The organism is Paracoccus sp. (in: a-proteobacteria), assembly GCF_030604785.1.
GTDB lineage: Bacteria > Pseudomonadota > Alphaproteobacteria > Rhodobacterales > Rhodobacteraceae > Paracoccus.
Genome location: NZ_JAUVVF010000001.1, coordinates 33,195 through 51,716, shown reverse-complemented (window position 1 = coordinate 51,716; position 18,522 = coordinate 33,195). Strand labels below are relative to the sequence as shown.

The 18,522-nt window shown below is 68.0% G+C and carries 17 protein-coding genes; 6 read left to right on the top strand and 11 right to left on the bottom strand.

What is annotated here, in order from left to right; genetic code table 11:
• From QAR72_RS00250 to QAR72_RS00230, 5 genes are read left to right on the top strand one after another with little or no spacing between them, the layout of a single operon-like run.
• Complete coding sequence (locus QAR72_RS00250; protein WP_304615339.1) at nt 1-846, top strand: carbohydrate ABC transporter permease; 846 nt, start codon at nt 1-3, stop codon at nt 844-846.
• On the top strand, nt 843-2,885 hold the full coding sequence (locus QAR72_RS00245) for an alpha-galactosidase (protein ID WP_304615337.1): 2,043 nt from the start codon (nt 843-845) through the stop codon (nt 2,883-2,885). The genes QAR72_RS00250 and QAR72_RS00245 overlap by 4 nt, the downstream gene beginning before the upstream one ends.
• Nucleotides 2,882-3,769: a 2-dehydro-3-deoxygalactonokinase gene (locus tag QAR72_RS00240; protein WP_304615335.1), complete on the top strand. Its 888-nt coding sequence runs from the start codon at nt 2,882-2,884 to the stop codon at nt 3,767-3,769. Before QAR72_RS00245 ends, QAR72_RS00240 begins: the two co-directional genes overlap by 4 nt.
• Nucleotides 3,766-4,386 carry a 2-dehydro-3-deoxy-6-phosphogalactonate aldolase gene (locus QAR72_RS00235; protein ID WP_304615334.1) on the top strand — a complete coding sequence of 207 codons (621 nt, stop codon included), beginning with the start codon at nt 3,766-3,768 and terminating at the stop codon, nt 4,384-4,386. Before QAR72_RS00240 ends, QAR72_RS00235 begins: the two co-directional genes overlap by 4 nt.
• On the top strand, nt 4,383-5,228 hold the full coding sequence (locus QAR72_RS00230) for an SMP-30/gluconolactonase/LRE family protein (protein WP_304615333.1): 846 nt from the start codon (nt 4,383-4,385) through the stop codon (nt 5,226-5,228). The genes QAR72_RS00235 and QAR72_RS00230 overlap by 4 nt, the downstream gene beginning before the upstream one ends.
• 114 nt (nt 5,229-5,342) lie before the next feature.
• Here QAR72_RS00230 and QAR72_RS00225 read toward each other — a convergent pair whose 3' ends face one another.
• The gene (locus QAR72_RS00225; protein WP_304615332.1) at nt 5,343-5,573 is read right to left on the bottom strand and encodes an SMc00767 family acetate metabolism repressor; all 231 of its coding nucleotides are present in this window, start codon (nt 5,571-5,573) and stop codon (nt 5,343-5,345) included.
• A 76-nt stretch (nt 5,574-5,649) separates the two neighbouring features.
• Nucleotides 5,650-7,269, bottom strand: a complete 1,620-nt coding sequence (locus QAR72_RS00220) for an isocitrate lyase (RefSeq protein ID WP_304615331.1) — start codon at nt 7,267-7,269, stop codon at nt 5,650-5,652.
• Nucleotides 7,270-7,585: 316 nt separating this feature from the next.
• Between QAR72_RS00220 and QAR72_RS00215 the strand changes: the two genes are divergently transcribed.
• Nucleotides 7,586-9,040: a helix-turn-helix domain-containing protein gene (locus tag QAR72_RS00215; RefSeq protein ID WP_304615330.1), complete on the top strand. Its 1,455-nt coding sequence runs from the start codon at nt 7,586-7,588 to the stop codon at nt 9,038-9,040.
• Here the strand turns inward: QAR72_RS00215 and QAR72_RS00210 are convergent.
• The 9 genes from QAR72_RS00210 to QAR72_RS00170 all read right to left on the bottom strand — a co-directional run bounded on the left by QAR72_RS00210 (nt 9,037) and on the right by QAR72_RS00170 (nt 18,501).
• The gene (locus tag QAR72_RS00210) at nt 9,037-9,672 is read right to left on the bottom strand and encodes a phosphoribosylanthranilate isomerase (RefSeq protein WP_304615329.1); all 636 of its coding nucleotides are present in this window, start codon (nt 9,670-9,672) and stop codon (nt 9,037-9,039) included. The two genes, QAR72_RS00215 and QAR72_RS00210, sit on opposite strands and share 4 nt — an antisense overlap.
• On the bottom strand, nt 9,672-10,064 hold the full coding sequence (locus tag QAR72_RS00205) for a LapA family protein (RefSeq protein WP_304615328.1): 393 nt from the start codon (nt 10,062-10,064) through the stop codon (nt 9,672-9,674). The genes QAR72_RS00210 and QAR72_RS00205 overlap by 1 nt, the downstream gene beginning before the upstream one ends.
• Nucleotides 10,065-10,118: 54 nt before the next feature.
• Nucleotides 10,119-10,403: an integration host factor subunit beta gene (ihfB, locus tag QAR72_RS00200; RefSeq protein ID WP_304615327.1), complete on the bottom strand. Its 285-nt coding sequence runs from the start codon at nt 10,401-10,403 to the stop codon at nt 10,119-10,121.
• A gap of 196 nt (nt 10,404-10,599) precedes the next feature.
• Entirely contained in the window at nt 10,600-12,276 is a 1,677-nt protein-coding gene (gene rpsA, locus QAR72_RS00195; protein ID WP_304615326.1) for a 30S ribosomal protein S1, read from the bottom strand.
• A gap of 195 nt (nt 12,277-12,471) precedes the next feature.
• Nucleotides 12,472-12,672, bottom strand: a complete 201-nt coding sequence (locus QAR72_RS00190) for a formate dehydrogenase subunit delta (RefSeq protein ID WP_304615325.1) — start codon at nt 12,670-12,672, stop codon at nt 12,472-12,474.
• Nucleotides 12,662-13,525, bottom strand: coding sequence for a formate dehydrogenase accessory sulfurtransferase FdhD (gene fdhD, locus QAR72_RS00185; protein ID WP_442953527.1), 864 nt, complete (start codon nt 13,523-13,525; stop codon nt 12,662-12,664). The genes QAR72_RS00190 and fdhD overlap by 11 nt, the downstream gene beginning before the upstream one ends.
• Before the next feature lie 10 nt (nt 13,526-13,535).
• On the bottom strand, nt 13,536-16,490 hold the full coding sequence (gene fdhF, locus QAR72_RS00180; RefSeq protein WP_304615324.1) for a formate dehydrogenase subunit alpha: 2,955 nt from the start codon (nt 16,488-16,490) through the stop codon (nt 13,536-13,538).
• The gene (locus QAR72_RS00175; RefSeq protein ID WP_304615323.1) at nt 16,487-18,004 is read right to left on the bottom strand and encodes a formate dehydrogenase beta subunit; all 1,518 of its coding nucleotides are present in this window, start codon (nt 18,002-18,004) and stop codon (nt 16,487-16,489) included. The genes fdhF and QAR72_RS00175 overlap by 4 nt, the downstream gene beginning before the upstream one ends.
• Complete coding sequence (locus QAR72_RS00170; protein ID WP_304615322.1) at nt 18,001-18,501, bottom strand: formate dehydrogenase subunit gamma; 501 nt, start codon at nt 18,499-18,501, stop codon at nt 18,001-18,003. Before QAR72_RS00170 ends, QAR72_RS00175 begins: the two co-directional genes overlap by 4 nt.
• Between the last annotated feature and the right edge of the window lie 21 nt (nt 18,502-18,522).

Below are 18,522 nucleotides of genomic sequence, written 5' to 3'. Positions count from 1 at the left end.
ATGTTCCCCCGCCCCATCCAGTCCATGTCCCCCGCCGCGCAGCGCCTGTATCGGGTCGCGCTGCCCGTGATGCTTGTCCTTTGGCTGCTGCCGCTGCTGGGCGTCGCCATGACCTCGATCCGGCCCTCGTCGGATCTGGCGCAGGGCAATTACTTCGGCATGCCCTCGCGGCTGGCATTCGAGAATTACGTAACGGTGTTCCGCAACTCGCCCCTGGCGCAATATCTGTGGAACAGCTTCCGCATCACGATCCCCGTGGTGATCGGCGCGGTGGCGCTGTCCTGCCTGACGGGCTTTGCGCTGGCGGTCTACAAGTTCCGCCTGTCGCTGGTCGTGTTCTTCATGTTCGTGGCGGGCAATTTCGTGCCATTCCAGATCCTGATGGTGCCGGTGCGCGACCTGACGGTGAATCTGGGCCTCTACAACACGATCACGGGTCTGGCGCTGTTCCACATCGCGTTCCAGACCGGGTTCTGCACGCTCTTCATGCGCAACTTCATCAAGGCCCTGCCGCGTGAACTGATCGAGGCCGCCCGCGTCGAGGGCGTCACCGAATGGCAGATCTTCTGGCATATCGTCCTGCCCCTGGTCCGGCCCGCCATCGCAGCCTTGTCGGTGCTGGTTTTCACCTTCGTCTGGAACGATTACTTCTGGGCGATGGTTCTGACCCAGGGCGCGGCCACGCAGCCGGTGACGGCGGGGCTGAACAGCCTGAACGGGCAATGGATCGCGGCCTGGCATCTGGTCAGCGCGGGCTCGATCCTCGCCGCCCTGCCGCCGGTGCTGATGTTCTTCCTGATGCAGCGCCATTTCATCGCCGGTCTGACGCTCGGAGCCGTGAAATGAAGCTTTGGAGGATCGACACACCGGCGCAGACGCTGGTTCTGGGCAGCGATGGCGGGATGGCCGCCTGCCATTACTGGGGCGCGCCCCTGCCTGCGGATGCCGACCTCGCCGCGCTGGTGGCGACCGGGGCGGGCGGGATCACCGGCGGCATGCTGGACGCGCTGCCGCCCCTGTCGCTGATCCCCGAGGCGCGGCGCAGCTTTCCGGGCCAGCCCGGGCTGGTCGCCTATCGGGACGGCGCGCCGCTGGAACCGGAATGGCGCTTCGAGGGCGCCGAGGAGGCCGCGGGCCTGACCCTGCGCCACGCCGCGCCGGGGCTGCGGCTGGACATCACGGCCCGCGCGACGAATCACGGCCTGATCGCGCTGTCGGCGCGGCTGGTCTCGGACGCACCCCTGACGCTGCACCATCTGGCGCTGGCCTTGCCGATACCGCCGCACCTGTCGCATCTGACCGAACTGACGGGCCGCTGGACGCGCGAATTCCAGCCCGTGACCAGCGCGCTGGATCACGGCGCCCGGCTGCGCGATGCGCGCACCGGCCGGTCGGGCCACGAACACCCGCCGCATCTGTGGCTGACCGCGCCCGGCACCACCAACACCGCCGGAGAGGCCGTCGCCCTGCATTACGGCTGGTCGGGCGGCCACCGGATGCTGGTCGAGACCCTGCCCGAGGGGCGCCGCCAGATCCAGCTGGGCCATTGCTCGGGTTCCGAACGCAGGCCCGGCACCGACTTTGCGACCGCCGAGATCTGGCTGGTGCGCGGAGATCAGGGCCTCAACAGCGTCTCGGTCCCCTTTCAGCGCGCGATCCGCGACCGCCTGCCCCCGGCGCGCCAGCCGCGCCCGGTCCATTACAACGGGTGGGAGGCGATCTATTTCCGCCACGATCTCGCCGAACTGGCCCAGATCGCCGAACGCGCCGCAGCCCTTGGCGCGGAACGCTTCGTGCTGGACGATGGCTGGTTCGGGCAGCGCGACGACGACACGTCCTCGCTTGGCGATTGGGTGATCGACCCGCGCAAGCATCAGCAGGGCTTCGGCCCGCTGATCGACAAGGTTCATGCGCTCGGCATGCGCTTTGGCCTGTGGTTCGAGCCCGAAATGGTGAACGAGGACAGCGACCTGCACCGCGCCCATCCTGATTGGGTGCTGGGACCGTCGGACCAGATCAGGGGCCGCAACCAGCTGCATCTGGACCTGTCGCGGCAGGATGTGCGCGATTATCTGTTCGACCGGATCAGCGCGATCCTGACGGCGTGGGACATCGACTACGTCAAATGGGACCATAACCGCCTGACGCCCTGGCCCGATGCGGCACAGACGCGGGGAGTCTATGCGCTGCTCGACCGGCTGCGCGCGGCCCACCCGGCGGTGGAATGGGAAAGCTGCGCCTCGGGCGGCGGGCGGATCGACGCGGGCATCCTGACGCGCTGCGCGCGCGTCTGGCTGTCGGACAGCAACGATGCGCTGGAACGGCTACGCATCCAGCATCATGCGGCCAGCCTTCTGCCCGCCTGCGCGACCGGCAGCCATGTCGGGCCGCGCGAATGCCACACCTCGGGCCGTATCCTGCCGATGGCACTGCGCGCCTGGACGGCGGCGCAGCGCCATATGGGCTTCGAGATGGACCCGCGCGAACTGACCGAGGCCGAGGCCCAGACCCTGACCCGCGTCACCGCCTGGTGGAAGGCCAATCGCGGCTGGATGATGGCGGGCGACATCTGGCGCCTCGACCGGCCCGGCGGCGCGCTGGCCGAGATGCAGCTGGCCGCCGACGGATCGCGTCTGGCGATCTTCGCCGCCCAGATCGAGACGCAGACCGCCCTGCAACCCCCGCCCCTGCGGCTGACCGCGCTGGACCCCGCCGCGCGCTACCGGCTGCGGATGATCGAGCGGCCGGGCGGGCATCCGGCCTCGGGCACGGCGATCACGCGCGGCGAGGTCGTGCTGGACGGCGCAAGCCTGATGGCGCAGGGGCTTGCGCTGCCGCCCGCCTTCCCCCAGACCATCGCCGTCATCGAAGGAGAGCGCCTGTGACCGATCAGAGCATAGACTGGATCGCGGCGGATTGGGGCACGACCAATCTGCGGCTCTGGGCGATGGCGGGGGATCGGGTCGTCGAAAGCCGCCAGTCGGATCAGGGCATGGCGGGGCTTGCGCCCGATGCCTTTGCCCCGGTTCTGGCCGGCGCGACACAGGGCTGGCCGGACGTGCCGGTCATCGCCTGCGGCATGGTCGGCTCGCGTCAGGGCTGGATCGAGGCGCCCTATGCGCCGGTTCCCTGCCCCGCCCGCCCGCGCATGGTCACGGCTCCCAGCGCAGGCCGGCCCGTTTACGTCATCTGCGGCGTCCGGCAGGACCAGCCCGCCGATGTGATGCGCGGCGAGGAAACGCAGATTGCGGGCCTTCTGGCGGTGCATCCCGATTTCGACGGCATTGCCTGCCTGCCCGGCACGCACAGCAAATGGGTCCGCATCTCGGCAGGAGAGATCTGCCACTTCAAGACCTTCCTGACCGGCGAGCTGTTCGGTCTGTTGGCCGGGCAGTCGGTCCTGCGCCATTCGCTGGCGGGCGAGGGCTGCGACAGCGCCGGTTTTGCGGCCGCCGTCGATCAGGCCATGTCGCGGCCCGCGCAGGGCTATGCGGGCCTGTTCCAGATCCGGGCCGAGACGCTGCTGGCGGGGCTTGCCCCGGCCTCGGCGCGGGCGCGTCTGTCGGGCACGCTGATCGGCTGGGAACTGGCTGCCGCGAAACCCTGGTGGCTGGGCCATCAGGTCACGATCATCGGCGCGCCCGCCTTGTCGGCGCTTTATGCGCAGGCGCTGCGGGCGCAGGGCGCCCCCGTCACGCAGGTCGGCGCCGAGGAAGCCACGCTCGCCGGCCTGAATGCCGCGCGCAAGGAACTGAAGGTCACGACATGAGCCGCCCCCTGATCGCCATCCTGCGCGGGATCACCCCGCCCGAGGCCCTGCCCGTCGCCGAGGCCCTGATCGGGGCCGGGATCACCCGGCTGGAAGTGCCGCTGAACTCTCCGGCCGCGATGGACAGCGTCGCGGCCATGGTGGGCGCGTTCGCCGACCGGGCGCTGATCGGCGCGGGCACGGTCCTGCGCGTCTCGGAGGTCGAGGCGCTGGCCGCCATGGGCGCGCGGCTGATCGTGTCGCCCAATTGCAACCCCTCGGTCATCAGGGCCAGCGTTGCGGCGGGCATGGAAAGCTGGCCGGGCGTAATGACCCCGACCGAGGCCTTTGCCGCGCTGGATGCGGGCGCCACCGGACTGAAGCTGTTTCCGGGCGAGCTGATCGGCCCCGCGGGGCTGCGCGCCATGAGCGCGGTCCTGCCGAGAGGGACGGCGCTGTTCGCGGTGGGTGGCGTCTCGGCGCAGAATATGGGCGAATGGTGGCAATCCGGCGCGGCGGGCTTCGGCATCGGCAGCGCGCTCTACAAGCCGGGCGACGATGCCGCGACGGTCGCGGCGAAGGCGCGGGCACTGGTCGAAGCGTTCGACCGGGCCTCGGGCAAGGGAGTGATGGCATGATCTTCGACGACGCGATCTGCACCTTGGGCGAGGGCGCGCTGTGGCACTCGGACCGGGGCGCGCTGATCTGGTTCGACATTCTGGAAAAGCGCATGCACATGAAGGCGCCGGGCGGGACGGTGCAGGTCTGGGATTTCACCGATCACGTCTCGGCGGCGGGAATCGTGGACCGCGACCGGCTGATCGTGGCCTCGTCGCGCGCTCTGATACTGTTCGACCTGCGCGACGGCAGCCGGCGCGATCTGGTCGCGCTGGAGGCCGACAATCCGGTCACGCGCAGCAATGACGGGCGCGCCGATCCGCAGGGCGGCTTCTGGATCGGCACGATGGGGCTGAATGCCGAACCGGGCGCGGGCTCGATCTGGCGCTATTACCGGGGCGAGCTGCGCCGCCTGTTCAGCGGCATCACGATCCCCAATGCGATCTGCTTCTCGCCCGACGGGTCGCGGGCGCATTTCGCGGATACGGATGAGGGCATCATCAGCCGCGTGGCGCTGGACGAGCAGGGCTGGCCGCTCAGCGAGCCGGTGCCCTTCATCGACCTGACGGCGGACGGGCTGAACCCCGATGGCGCGGTGATCGATGCCGAGGGCTTTCTGTGGTCGGCGCAATGGGGCGCGTCGCGCGTGGCCTGCTACGATACCGACGGCCATTTCATCCGGGAGGTCACCTTCCCGGCAAGCCAGATCTCGTGCCCGGCTTTTGGCGGGGCCGATCTGCAGACGCTTTACGCAACCTCGGCGCGGGTCGATCTGGAGAAGCCGCGCCGCGAGGACGGCTTGACCTTTGCCGTCGATCTGGACGTGTCGGGCCAGCCCGAGCATCGCGTCATCATCGACTGAAGCCATCCCCACGAAAATCGCCCGGCCCCCGCTGCCCTGTTCGGGCGCAATGGGGACCGGGCGCTGTCATGATGGCCGGGCGTCACCCGGCTGGATACGCAGCCGGACACGGGATCACTTGTCCTGCGAGACGTCCCGGATGGTCGGAACGATCTGGTCGCCCCATGCGCCGGCGCCGTTGTGATGGCGCGAGACGCGGACCAGCTCGACCGAGATGCCCTCGGCGACGGCGCGCTGGACGGCCTCGTTCATGCGGTGGACGGCATCGGCGACGCGGTGGATCGCGCGGGTCTGGGCGTCTGTCTCGGGACGTTCGATGCGCTGGAAGTCGGTGCTCTCGTTCATGATATCCTCCCTGGATGAACGGTTCTGGTGGTCCCCCGGCCCGTCATGCGGGCCGGGGTGTGGGTTCAGCAGCCGATCACTCGGCGGCGAACTGGTTCATGGTGTTGGCATGGCCGCCCGCCTTCAGGGCGCGCTCGCCTGCGACCATCTCCTTGAAGGTGTCGCCCAGATCCGAGCCGACCTCGTGCTGGTGCTTGACCGCCGAGATGCCGCGACGGATCTCTTCGCGCTGCACGGTGGCGACATAGGCCAGCATCTTGTCCTCGCCGAAATAGCCGCGCGACAGCTCGTCCACCGATTTCGCGGTCAGGTGGAAGGTCGGCAGCGTGATCAGGTTGTGGAACACGCCCGCACGGGTCGAGATGTCGGTCTGGAAGCGGCGCAGACGGTCATCGGCCTCGCGGCCCAGATCGGTCTGGTCGAAATCCGGCTTCATCAGCTCGTTGCCGGCGGGATAGTCGGTCTCGCTGATCTTGCCCTCGGCGATCCACTGGTCGCGGACCTGCTTGCGCAGGTTCAGGGTCCAGTTGAAGCTGGGCGAGTTGTTGTAGGTCAGCTTGGCGTTCGGCACGACCTTGCGGATGTCGTTCACCATGCCGGCGATCTCGTCCACGTTCGGGGTGTCGGTCTCGATCCACAGCAGGTCCGCGCCGCCTTGGGTCAGCGAAGCGATGCAATCCTCGACCACGCGGTCACGCCCCGAACCCTCCTGGAAGGGGAACAGCCCGTTGGGCAGGCGCGCTGGGCGCACGAACTGGCCGTTCTGGAACAGCGCAAGCTCGCCATCCTTCATCGGGTTCGCGTCGGTGATCGGCTCGGTCTTGAGCCACTTGATGTATTCGGCGGCCAGATCGCCGGGCTGCTGGCTGACCGGAACCTTCTGGGTCAGGCCCGCGCCCAGGCTGTCGGTGCGGGCGACGATGACGCCCTCGTCCACGCCCAGTTCCTCGAAGGCCAGGCGGCAGGCGCGCAGCTTCTCGATGAAGTCTTCCCGCGGGACCGTGACCTTGCCGTCCTGGTGGCCGCACTGCTTGGCGTCCGAGACCTGGTTTTCGATCTGAAGGCAGCAGGCGCCGGCCTTGATCAGTTCCTTGGCCAGCAGATAGGTCGCGTGTTCGTTGCCGAAGCCCGCGTCGATATCCGCGATGATCGGCACGACATGGGTTTCAAAGTTGTCGATCGCCTCGATCGCGGCCTTCTCGGCGGCGGCGTCACCGGCATCGCGCGCCTTCTTGAGGTCCTTGAACAGGTCGTTGATCGCGACCTCGTCGGCCTGACGCAGCGAGGTGTAGATCTCCTGGATCAGGTCGGCGACGGCGGTCTTTTCATGCATCGACTGGTCGGGCAGATGGCCCCAACGGTTGCGAAGGCCCGCGACCATCCAGCCCGACAGATAGACATAGGCGCGCTTGGTCGTGCCGCGCAGGCGCTTGACCGACTTGATCATCTGCTGCGCGTGGAAGCCCGACCAGCAGCCAAGCGACTGGGTCGACAGCGAGGGATCGGCGTCATAGGCCGCCATGTCCTCGCGCATGACCTTGGCCATGGCGCGGGCCACGTCCAGATGCGTGTCGAACGTGTTCTGCAGCTTCAGCTGGACGATATCGTCAACGGTGACGCCGCCGGGCGTCTGACCCGAGGGGTAACGTGCCAGCGCCTCGGCGCGCAGTTCGGCATAGGTCTTGCGGTTTGCCATGTGATCCTCATTCAGGCAGATGTGACAGGGGGATCGGCGCCCCGGTGCGGGGGCCGTCCGGCCAGGATTGATGTTCGGTGCGAAGCGAGATGCCGCGCGGCGGCGGATCAGATGACCACGCGTGGTGGCCTTGGGCAGGCTGTTGTCATCCGGTCCTCCTCTGGGCGTTTGCAGCGATCTGCGATTCCCTGATGTCAGATTAGTAATGTAACGCCGCAAATGCATTATCCGTTTGAAATTAACGGGTGCGTTTGTCAGTTTTGTCATATAGTGACTGGCGAAACTGTAGGTCTGTCACATGACGGAAGGGCGGCTGATGGCAAAGCGCAGCGCGAAGCTGATGATCGGGCGCAGGCTCAAGGTGCTGCGCAAGTCGCTTGGGCTGACGCAGGCGCAGCTGGCCGAACAGCTTGACGTCTCGGCCAGCTACATCACCCTGATCGAGGCCGACCAGCGGCCCGCATCAGCGAACCTGCTGCTGCGGCTGGCGCAGGTCTATGACATGAACATCTCGGAACTGGCGCCCGAGGTCGATGCCCAGCTGACCGCCGATTTCGAGGCCGCGCTGAAAGACCCCGCGATGGAGCTGTCCGGCCTGCCTCATTCCGAGATCGAGGCCGTTCTGCAAGCCTCGCCCCGGATCGCCGCCGGGATCGTCAGGATGCACGGCAAGCTGACCGAACAGCGGATGCGCGATCAGGTGGACGAGAACCCCTTTACCGACCGTGCCAAGGTCGAGGCCATAGGCGAGGTCAGCCGCCCCGACGAACGCGTGCGCGACTGGCTGTACGAGACCGACAATTACGTCGATGCGGTGGACCGCGCGGCCGAAAGACTGGCCGTGGACATGGCGCTGCACCGCGAGGAACCGCATCTGGCCCTGACCGAGCGCATGTCCCGCCACGGCATCCGCGTCCGCATCCTGCCGGCCGAGGTGATGGGCGGAGCGCTGCGCCGCTATGACCCGCACCGCAAGGAGTTGATGCTGTCGGAATTGCTGGCGCAGGCCAGCCGCCGGTTCCAGATCGGCGTGCTGATCGCGCGACTGGAATACGAGGCGCTGATCGAGGATCAGATCGACGCGGCGGGCTTCAAGGATGCCGATACACGCAGCCTCGCGCGCGTCAGTCTGGCGAACTACTTTTCCGCCGCGTTGCAGATGCCCTATGCCCGCTTTCTGGCCGCCTGCGAGCAGGAACGATATGACGTGGAACTGATCAGCCACCGTTTCGGCGCCAGCTACGAACAGACGGCGCACCGCATGGCGACGCTGCAACGCCCCGATGCGCGCGGTATCCCGTTCTTCTTCGTGCGGATCGACCGGGCGGGCAATGTCTCGAAACGCTTCAGCGCGGGGCGCTTTCCGTTCTCGCGTTTCGGCGGCACTTGCCCGCTGTGGAACATCCACGCCGCCTTCGAGGCGCCGGGACAGGTCCAGACCCAGATCATCCGCATGCCCGAGGGGGCCAGCTACTTCTCGATCGCGCGCACGGTCACGCGGGCGGGCGGCACGCACAGCACGCCCGCGCAGCGGCTGGCCATCGGGCTGGGCTGCGACGTGTCCTATGCCGCGCGGCTGGTCTATTCCGACCGGATCAATCTGGAACGCACCGGCCCGACCGATATCGGCCTGAACTGCTATCTCTGCGAACGGCAGAATTGCGGATCGCGGGCGCAGCCGCCGATCAACCGGCGACTTGCCATCAACGAACGCGAACGCAGTCTGGCCCTGTTCCGGTTCGAAGGCGAAGAGCCTCCCCTGACACGTTAGCCCGCAGCGGCGGCGACGAAATCGCGGATCAGCGCGGCATCCTTGACGCCCGGAGCGGTCTCGACCCCCGAGCTGACGTCGACCACGGGCGCGCGGGTCAGGCGCACGGCCTCGGCCACATTGGCGGGGGTCAGCCCGCCCGCCAGCATCCAGGGTCGCGGCCAGCGCCGCCCCTGCAGCAGCCGCCAGTCAAAGGACAGCCCGTTGCCGCCCGGCAGCGCGGCATCCGGCGCGGGCTTGGCATCGACCAGCAGCATGTCCGCGACCAGCCCGTAATCGGTCAGCTGCGGCAGATCCTCGACCGACGCGATGCCCACGGCCTTCATCACCGGCAGGCCGGTCAGCGTCCGCAGCGCAGCGACACGTTCGGGCGTCTCGTGGCCGTGAAGCTGGACGATGTCCAGCGGCACCTCGGCCAAGGTGGCGGTGATCAGCGCGTCGTCGGGATCGACGAACAGCCCCACCCGCGCCACGCCGACAGGCACATCCGCCGTCAGTGCGGCGGCCTCGGCGGGCGTCACCGCGCGGGGGGATCTCGAAAAGAAGACAAGGCCCAGATAGCGCGCCCCGGCCTGAACGGCAGCCGTCACATGTGCGGGCTGCGACAGGCCGCAGATCTTGACATCGGCCATCAGCGCGTCGCGGGCAGTTGCGCGCCGGGCGTGGCAGCTGCGGACGCGGGCGCGTCGAGGATCGCCAGAACGTCATCCTTGGGGGCGGCATGGCGCTGGCGCAGATGGCCGAGTTCGGCCTCCAGCCGGTCGACCTGCGCCTGACGCAGCCGCGCCTCGCGGCGGATATGCGCCTCGCGCAGCCATTCCCAGACCAGCCCCGCCAGCATGCCAAGCGCAAAGGCGCCCAGGATCACCAGGAACAGCGGCAGTTGTAGCGACCAGTCGCCGCCCAGATACTGCCCGAAATTCGCCGGAAACAGCGACAGCGTGACCGCGCCGCGATTGGCAAGGGCCACCGCGACCAGCACAAGGGCAAGGGCCACGACAAACAGAAGTCGAAGATAGCGCATCCAGTTCTCCCACGGGCAGGCGTCCGCCGGGCGGACGGCCTCTATCTAAGCCTCTCAGGCCTCGCCGTTCAACCGGTCGCGCAGCAATTTGCCGGTCTTGAAGAAGGGAACGTGCTTTTCCTCGACCTCGACGGAATCGCCGGTGCGAGGGTTGCGGCCGGTCCGGGCATCGCGCTTCTTGACCGAGAAGGCTCCGAAACCGCGCAATTCGACCCGGTCGCCGCGTGCCATCGCATCGATGATCTCTTCGAAGACGGTGTTCACGATCCGCTCGACATCACGGCGGAACAGATGCGGGTTTTCGTCGGCGATCTTCTGGATCAGCTCGGATCGGATCATGCTTGCCCCCTTGATACGAACGTTGCGGGCTTCCCCGCTGGCCAGGACCAACGCGCGACAGAAGTCACTCGTTTCATAGCGTTGCCAGCTTTGGCGAAAGGGTGCAAGCGGCTTGCCCGGAGGGTGCGGGGCTTTCGGCAAGAAAAGGCCCGCCCTGCCATCTGGCGGGGCGGGCCGGATCGTCATGGCGAACCGATCAGTTGCGGTTCAGCGCGGCGCCCAGGATGTCGCCGAGCGAGGCGCCCGAATCCGAGCTGCCATACTGGTCGATCGCTTCCTTCTCTTCGGCGATCTCGCGAGCCTTGATCGACAGGCCCAGACGGCGGGTCTTGGTGTCGATGTTGGTCACGCGGGCATCGACCTTGTCGCCGACCTGGAAGCGCTCGGGGCGCTGGTCCTGACGGTCGCGGGCCAGATCGCTGCGGCGGATGAAGGACTTGACGCCGTTGAATTCGACCTCGACGCCGCCTTCTTCGATCGCGGTGACCTCGACGGTCACGACCGAGCCACGCTTCACGCCGTCAACGGCTTCGGCCATGTGCTCGTTTTCCAGCGCCTTGATCGACAGGCTGATGCGCTCTTTCTCGACATCCACGTCCTGAACGACGGCCTTGACGACGTCGCCCTTGCGGAAGTCCTGGATCGCATCCTCGCCGCGGGCATCCCACGAGATGTCCGACAGGTGGACCATGCCGTCGATATCGCCTTCGAGGCCGACGAACAGACCGAATTCGGTGATGTTCTTGACTTCGCCTTCGATGACGGTGCCCGAGGGATGCGTTTCCGCAAAGACTTCCCACGGGTTGCGCATGGTCTGCTTGAGGCCGAGCGACACGCGGCGCTTCGACTCGTCGATTTCCAGGACCATGACGTCAACCTCTTGCGAGGTCGAGACGATCTTGCCCGGATGGACGTTCTTCTTGGTCCAGCTCATTTCCGAGACGTGGACCAGACCCTCGACACCGGCTTCCAGCTCGACGAACGCGCCGTAATCGGTGATGTTGGTCACGCGGCCCTGATGGACCGAACCGATCGGGAACTTGTCGCCGACGGTATCCCACGGATCGGCCTGAAGCTGCTTCATGCCCAAGCTGATGCGGTGGCTGTCCTTGTTGATCTTGATGACCTGGACCTTGACGGTCTCGCCGAGCGCCAGGATCTCGGACGGGTGGTTGACGCGGCGCCAGGCCATGTCGGTGACGTGCAGCAGGCCGTCAACACCGCCCAGATCGACGAAGGCGCCGTATTCGGTGATGTTCTTGACCACGCCGTTGATCGCCTGGCCTTCGGACAGGTTGGCGATGACTTCGGCGCGCTGCTCGGCGCGGCTCTCTTCCAGGATGGCGCGGCGCGACACGACGATATTGCCGCGGCGGCGATCCATCTTCAGGATCTGGAAGGGCTGCTTCAGACCCATCAGCGGGCCGGCATCGCGCACGGGGCGCACGTCAACCTGCGAACCGGGCAGGAACGCCACGGCACCGCCCAGATCGACGGTGAAGCCGCCCTTGACGCGACCGAAGATGGCGCCTTCGACGCGCTCTTCCTTCTCGTAGGCTTTTTCCAGACGGTCCCAGGCTTCTTCGCGGCGGGCCTTCTCGCGCGAGATGCTGGCTTCGCCACGGGCGTTCTCGACGCGGTCCAGATAGACCTCGACCTCGTCGCCGACCTTGATGCTGGGCTCTTCGCCGGGATTTGCGAATTCCTTCAGATCGACGCGGCCTTCCATCTTGTAGCCGACATCGATGATGGCCTGACCCGCCTCAATGGCGATGACGCGGCCTTTGACAACGCTGCCCTCATCGGGGGTGTCGATTTCGAGGCTTTCGTTCAGGAGGGCCTCGAATTCCTCCATGGTCGCTTTAGCGCACATGCGTTTGCAGTATCCTTTATCACGGTTTTCCGGCCTGACGGTTGGCTCCGCCGGTCTTTATGATGCCATCATGGCAACGACAAAGGGTCGGCGCTGAACGCCCGACCCGGTGAAAAGCGGCCTGTTATGGCCTTGTCGCCTTGTGACTGCGTGTGCGTATAGTCACGTTTTGCGTGAGTTTCAACGCGAAAAGCGTCAGATCAGCGCTGCCGCCGCCCGGACGGAGGGCTTGAGCCCCTCGCCGCCCGCCGCGACATGGGCGGAAAGGCGGGCGCGCATCTCGGGCTCCCAGTAGTCGCGCAGATGGGCGGCGATCTTCTGGGACGCATCTCCGGGCTGGGTGTCGAAGAAGGTGGCGATCTGGTTGGCCATGCGGATCAGCTTGTCAGGCGACATCGGGACCTCCGGCGATCCTGTCGGGACGGGTGAAAAGATCGAAACCCTCGCCGCGCGCAAAGGCGGCCAAGGTGATGCCCGCGCCGCGGGCCAGTTCCAGGGCATGGGCGGTGGGCGCCGAAACCGCGATCAGCATCGCGCAGCCGGCCAGCGCGCATTTCTGCACCATCTCGACCGAGACGCGGCTGGTCAGCACGAAAGCCCCCTGCCCCGCATCGAGCCCCTGCCGGGCCATGGAGCCGATCAGCTTGTCCAGCGCGTTGTGGCGCCCGACATCCTCGCGCGCCAGGACCACGCCCTGACCGGGCAGCAGGAAGCCCGCCGCATGGACCGCGCGCGTCGCGTCGTGCAGGGGCTGCCAGCGGCGCAGATCCTCGGTCGCGCGGGCGATCTGGGATGCGTCGAGAACCGGGCCGGCGTCGCCCAGATCGGGCAATCCGCGGCCCGCCTGCTCGAGGCTGTCGATGCCGCAGAGCCCGCAACCCACCGGCCCCGCCATGAAGCGCCGCCGCGCCGCCAAGGCCTCGGCGCGGTCCTCGGCCAGCCACATCTGCGCCTCGATCCCCTGCGGGTGATCGACGATCTCCAGGCGCTCGATCTGGCCGGGGTCCCGGACGATCCCCTCGGTCAGCGAGAAGCCCACGGCGAAATCCAGCAGATCGGCAGGGCTTGCCATCATCACCGCCTGGGTCGATCCGCCATAGACCATCGCCACGGCAGTTTCCTGCGCCAGATCGCGCATGACGGCGCGAAAGGCGCCGTGACCGTGGCGCAGCCCGCCGACACGCCGCACGGCCTGCCCTTCGGGCACGGGCGCGGCGGCGCGGTCTTCGGGGGGCAGTGCCTGGGTCATCGGGGCGTCCTCATTCGGCGGCGGGCAGGATGCGGCGCGCGCGCTCGGTTTCGGCGGCATAACGCTCCTGCCAGTCGGAAGGTCCGTTCGACGGACTGACCTGCACCGCCGTGACCTTGTATTCCGGGCAGTTCGTCGCCCAGTCCGAAAAGTCGGTCGTGACCACGTTCGCCTGCGTGGCCGGGTGGTGGAAGGTCGTATAGACCACGCCCGGCGACACGCGGTCGGTCAGCGTCACCCGCAGCGTCGTCTCGCCCGAGCGGCTGGCAAGGCGCACCCAGGCGCCCTCGGTGACGCCGCGCGTCTCGGCGTCATGGGGGTGCATCTCCAGCAGGTCCTCGGGGTGCCAGACCGTGTTCTCGGTCCGCCGGGTCTGTGCGCCCACATTATACTGCGACAGGATCCGCCCGGTCGTCAGCAGCAGCGGGAAACGCGGGCCGGTGCGTTCGTCGGTCGGGATGTATTCGGTGATCATGAAGTGACCCCGCCCGCCCTGAAAGCCCTCGATATGCATCAGGGGCGTGCCCTCGGGCGCAGCCTCGTTGCAGGGCCATTGCACCGAGCCGAGCGTCTCGAGCCGCTCGTAGCTGACACCCGCGAAGCTGGGCGTGGTGGCGGCGATCTCGTCCATGATCTGCGAGGGATGAGTATAGTGCCACAGCGGCCGCCCCTCGGCCCGCAGCATCGCGTTGGCCAGCATCTGCGTGACCTGCCAATCCTCGTAGCCGTTACGCGGCGCCATCACGCGGCGGACGCGGTTGATGCGGCGTTCGGCGTTGGTGAAGGTGCCGTCCTTTTCCAGGAAGGACGATCCGGGCAGGAAGACATGGGCGTAATTCGCCGTCTCGTTCAGGAACAGGTCGTGGACGATCACGCAATCCATCGCCCTGAGGCCCGCCGCGACATGCGCCGTGTCGGGGTCCGATTGCAGGATGTCCTCGCCCTGGCAATAGAGGCCGCGGAAGCGTCCCTCGACCGCCGCGTCCAGCATGTTGGGGATGCGCAGCCCCGGCTCGGGGTCGATCTCGACGCCCCAGGCGGCCTCGAAGATCGCGCGGACGTCCGGCAGCTTGACGTGGCGATAGCCCGGCAGCTCGTGCGGGAAGGACCCCATGTCGCACGCGCCCTGCACGTTGTTCTGGCCCCGCAGCGGGTTCACGCCGACGCCGCGGCGGCCGATATTGCCGGTCAGCATCGCAAGGTTGGCGATGGCCATGACCGTGGTCGAGCCTTGGCTGTGCTCGGTCACGCCGAGCCCGTAATAGATCGCCCCGTTCCCGCCGGTCGCGAAGAGCCGCGCCGCCGCCCGAAGCTCGGCCGCCGGCACGCCGGTCAGCATCTCGGTCGCCTCGGGGGCGTGGCGCGGGTCGCGGATGAACTCGGCGTAGTGCTGGAACTCGTCCCAGTCGCAGCGGGTGCGGATGAAGTCCTCGTCCATCAGCCCCTCGGTCACGATCACATGCGCCATGGCGCTAACCACGGCGACGTTCGTGCCGGGGCGCAGGGGCAGGTGATGGGCGGCCTCGACATGGGCGCTGCGGACGATGTCGGTGCGGCGCGGGTCCACGACGATGAGTTTCGCGCCCTGCCGCAGCCGCTTCTTGAGGCGGCTGGCAAAGACCGGATGCCCGTCTGTCGGGTTGGCGCCGATGATCAGCACCACGTCCGTTTCCTCGACGCTGTCGAAATCCTGCGTGCCGGCCGAGGTGCCGAAGGTCTTGCCGAGCCCGTAGCCCGTGGGCGAGTGGCAAACGCGGGCGCAGGTGTCGGTGTTGTTGTTGCCGAAGACCGCGCGGGTCAGCTTCTGGACCAGATAGGTCTCCTCGTTCGTGCAGCGCGACGAGGTGATGACCCCGACCGAGCGGCGGCCGTGCCTCTCCTGGATCGCGCGCATGCGGGTAGCGGCGAAGGCCAGCGCCTCGTCCCACTCGACCTCGCGCCAGGGGTCCTCGATCCGCTCGCGGATCATCGGCTTCAGGATGCGGTCCTTGTGGGCAGCATAGCCATAGGCGAAGCGGCCCTTGACGCAGCTGTGGCCGCGATTGGCCTTGCCGTGCTTCCACGGGACCATGCGGACCAGCTGATCGCCGTTGAGCTCCGCCTTGAAGCTGCAGCCGACCCCGCAATAGGCGCAGGTCGTGATGATGGACCGGGTGGGCGTGCCGAGTTCCGCCACCGACTTCTCCTGCAGGGTCGCGGTCGGGCAAGCCTGCACGCAGGCGCCGCAGCTGACGCAGTCCGAGGTCAGGAAGCTGTCCGCCCCCGCACCGGCCTTCACGCGGCTGTCGAAGCCCCGCCCCTCGATCGTCAGCGCGAAGGTGCCCTGCACCTCCTCGCAGGCGCGCACGCAGCGCGAGCAGACGATGCACTTGCTGGGGTCGTAGGAGAAATAGGGGTTGCTGTCGTCCTTGGGGATGTATTGCGGGTTGCCCGGCCCGGCTTGCAGCTTCGCCTCGGATTGCGAACGCGCGCCGATGCCCTTGGGGTCGAAATGGTTGGCGCCCGGCGTGTAGCGCACGTCGCGCAGGCCCACCTGCCCCGCCGCGTCCTGCAGCTCGCAATCGCCGTTCGCCGCGCAGGTCAGGCAGTCCAGCGGGTGGTCGCTGATGTAGAGCTCCATCACGCCGCGGCGGATGCGGCGGACCTTCTCGGACTGGGTGCGGACGACCATGCCCTCGGCCACCGGCGTCGTGCACGAGGCGGGCGTGCCGCGCCGCCCCTCGATCTCGACCACGCAGAGGCGGCAGGAGCCGAAGGCCTCCATGTTGTCGCTGGCACACAGCTTCGGGACGCTGATGCCCGCGAGGAACGACGCGCGCATGACCGAGGTGCCCTCGGGCACCGTCACCTCGACCCCGTCCACTGTCAGCGTCACCGGCGCGCCGGTGCGGGCGGGGGTGCCGAGGTCGCGGTCGTCGGTGATGTCCTCGCCGGGGCGGTGCGTGGGGATGATGAAGTCCTTCATTCCGCTGCCTCTTTTTGGGTCGCGAAGTCGTCCGGGAACTGGGTCAGCGCGGACATGACCGGATAGGGGGTGAAGCCGCCGAGCGCGCAGAGCGAGCCGTCCTTCATCGTCTCGCAAAGGTCGGTCAGCAGGGGGATGGCGGCGGCATCCCCGGCGGCGATGCGGTCGATGGTCTCGACCCCGCGCACCGCGCCGATGCGGCAGGGGGTGCACTTGCCGCAGGATTCCACGGCGCAGAACTCCATCGCGAAGCGCGCCATCTGCAGCATGTCGGCGCTGTCGTCGAAGACCACGAGGCCCGCGTGCCCGATCAGCCCGCCCGCCGCGTCGAAATCCTCGTAGCCGAGGGGCGTGTCGAACTTCGTGACCGGCATGTAGGCGCCGAGCGGCCCGCCGACCTGCACCGCCTTGACCGGCCGGCCCGAGGCCGTCCCACCCGCGATGTCGTTGACGACCTCGCCGAGCGACATGCCGAAGGCGGTCTCGAACAGCCCGCCGCGCGCGACGTTCCCGGCGATCTGCAGGGTCACCGTTCCGCGCGAGCGGCCGAGGCCGAATTCCGCGTAATGCTGCGCACCCTTCTCGAAGATCACCGGCACGGTCGCGAGGCTGATGACGTTGTTGACGACGGTGGGCCTGCCGAGGAACCCCTCCAGCGCCGGCAGCGGGGGCTTGGCGCGAACCGTGCCGCGCTTGCCCTCGAGGCTGTTCAGCAGGCTCGTCTCCTCGCCGCAGACATAGGCGCCCGCGCCCTTGCGGATCTGCATGTCGAAGGCGCGGCCGCTGCCCAGCACGTCCGGCCCCAGCAGGCCGCGCTGGCGGGCGATGCGGACCGCCGCCTCCATCACCCGGATCGCGTTCGGGTATTCGCTGCGCAGATAGACATAGCCGCGCGTCGCGCCGACGCCGAGGCCGGCAATCGCCATGCCCTCGATCAGGCTGAACGGATCGCCCTCCATGATCATGCGGTCGGCGAAGGTGCCGCTGTCGCCCTCGTCGGCGTTGCAGACGATGTATTTCTGGTCCGCGACCGCGTTCGCCACGGTCTGCCACTTGATGCCGGTCGGGAAGCCCGCCCCTCCGCGCCCGCGCAGCCCGCTGGCGGTGACCTCGGCGACGATGCCGCCCGGCTCCATGTCGATCGCACGGCGCAACCCGGCCAGACCGCCATGCGCCGTGTAATCGTCCAGATCCAGCGGGTCGATCACGCCGCAGCGGGCGAAGGTCAGCCGCGTCTGGCGGGCGAAGAAGGGGATCGCCTCGACAGGACCGAGCGTCTCCAGTCTGCCGTCCAGCAGCGCCGGCACGTCCTCTGGCGCCACCGCGCCGAAGCCGATGCGCTGGCCTTCCCGCTCGAGCTCGACCAGCGGCTCGAGCCAGATCATCCCGCGCGTGCCGTTACGGATCACCTGCACGTCCAGACCGCGCGCCTTGGCCTCACGCAGCACCGCCTCCGCGACCTCGTCGGCGCCGAGCGCCTTGGCGGCGCTGTCCATGGGAACCCAGATATTCATGCCGCACCTACCTCGCGCGCCAGACGCTCGGGCGTCACGCGGCCGATCACCTTGTCACCCACCATCGCCGCCGGCGCGCAGGCGCAGAGCCCGAGGCAATAAACCGGCTCGACCGTGACGCCCCCATCAGCCGTCGTGCCGTGCCAGTCGACGCCAAGCCGGGCCAGCGTCCGGGCCGCGACGTCGGTCCCGCCCATCGCCTGACAGGCCTCGGCCCGGCAGATCTTCAGGACCTTGCGGCCTGCCGGGTGATCCCGGAAGTCGTGATAGAAGCTGATGACGCCGTGCACCTCGGCCCGGCCGAGGTTCAGCAGGTCGGCCAGAACCGGCACCGCGCCCTCGGGGACATGGCCCCAGACCTCCTGCACCCGGTGCAGCATGGGCAGCAGAGGGCCCTCGAGGTCCGCAAGAGGGGCCACGACCTCGCGGATCTCGTCCGCGGTCGGGGCTGGCGCGTGTTCAAGCATGGCTGGCCTTTCGACGTCTGTGACGCTCATCTGGCCGCAGCGGCGATGCGA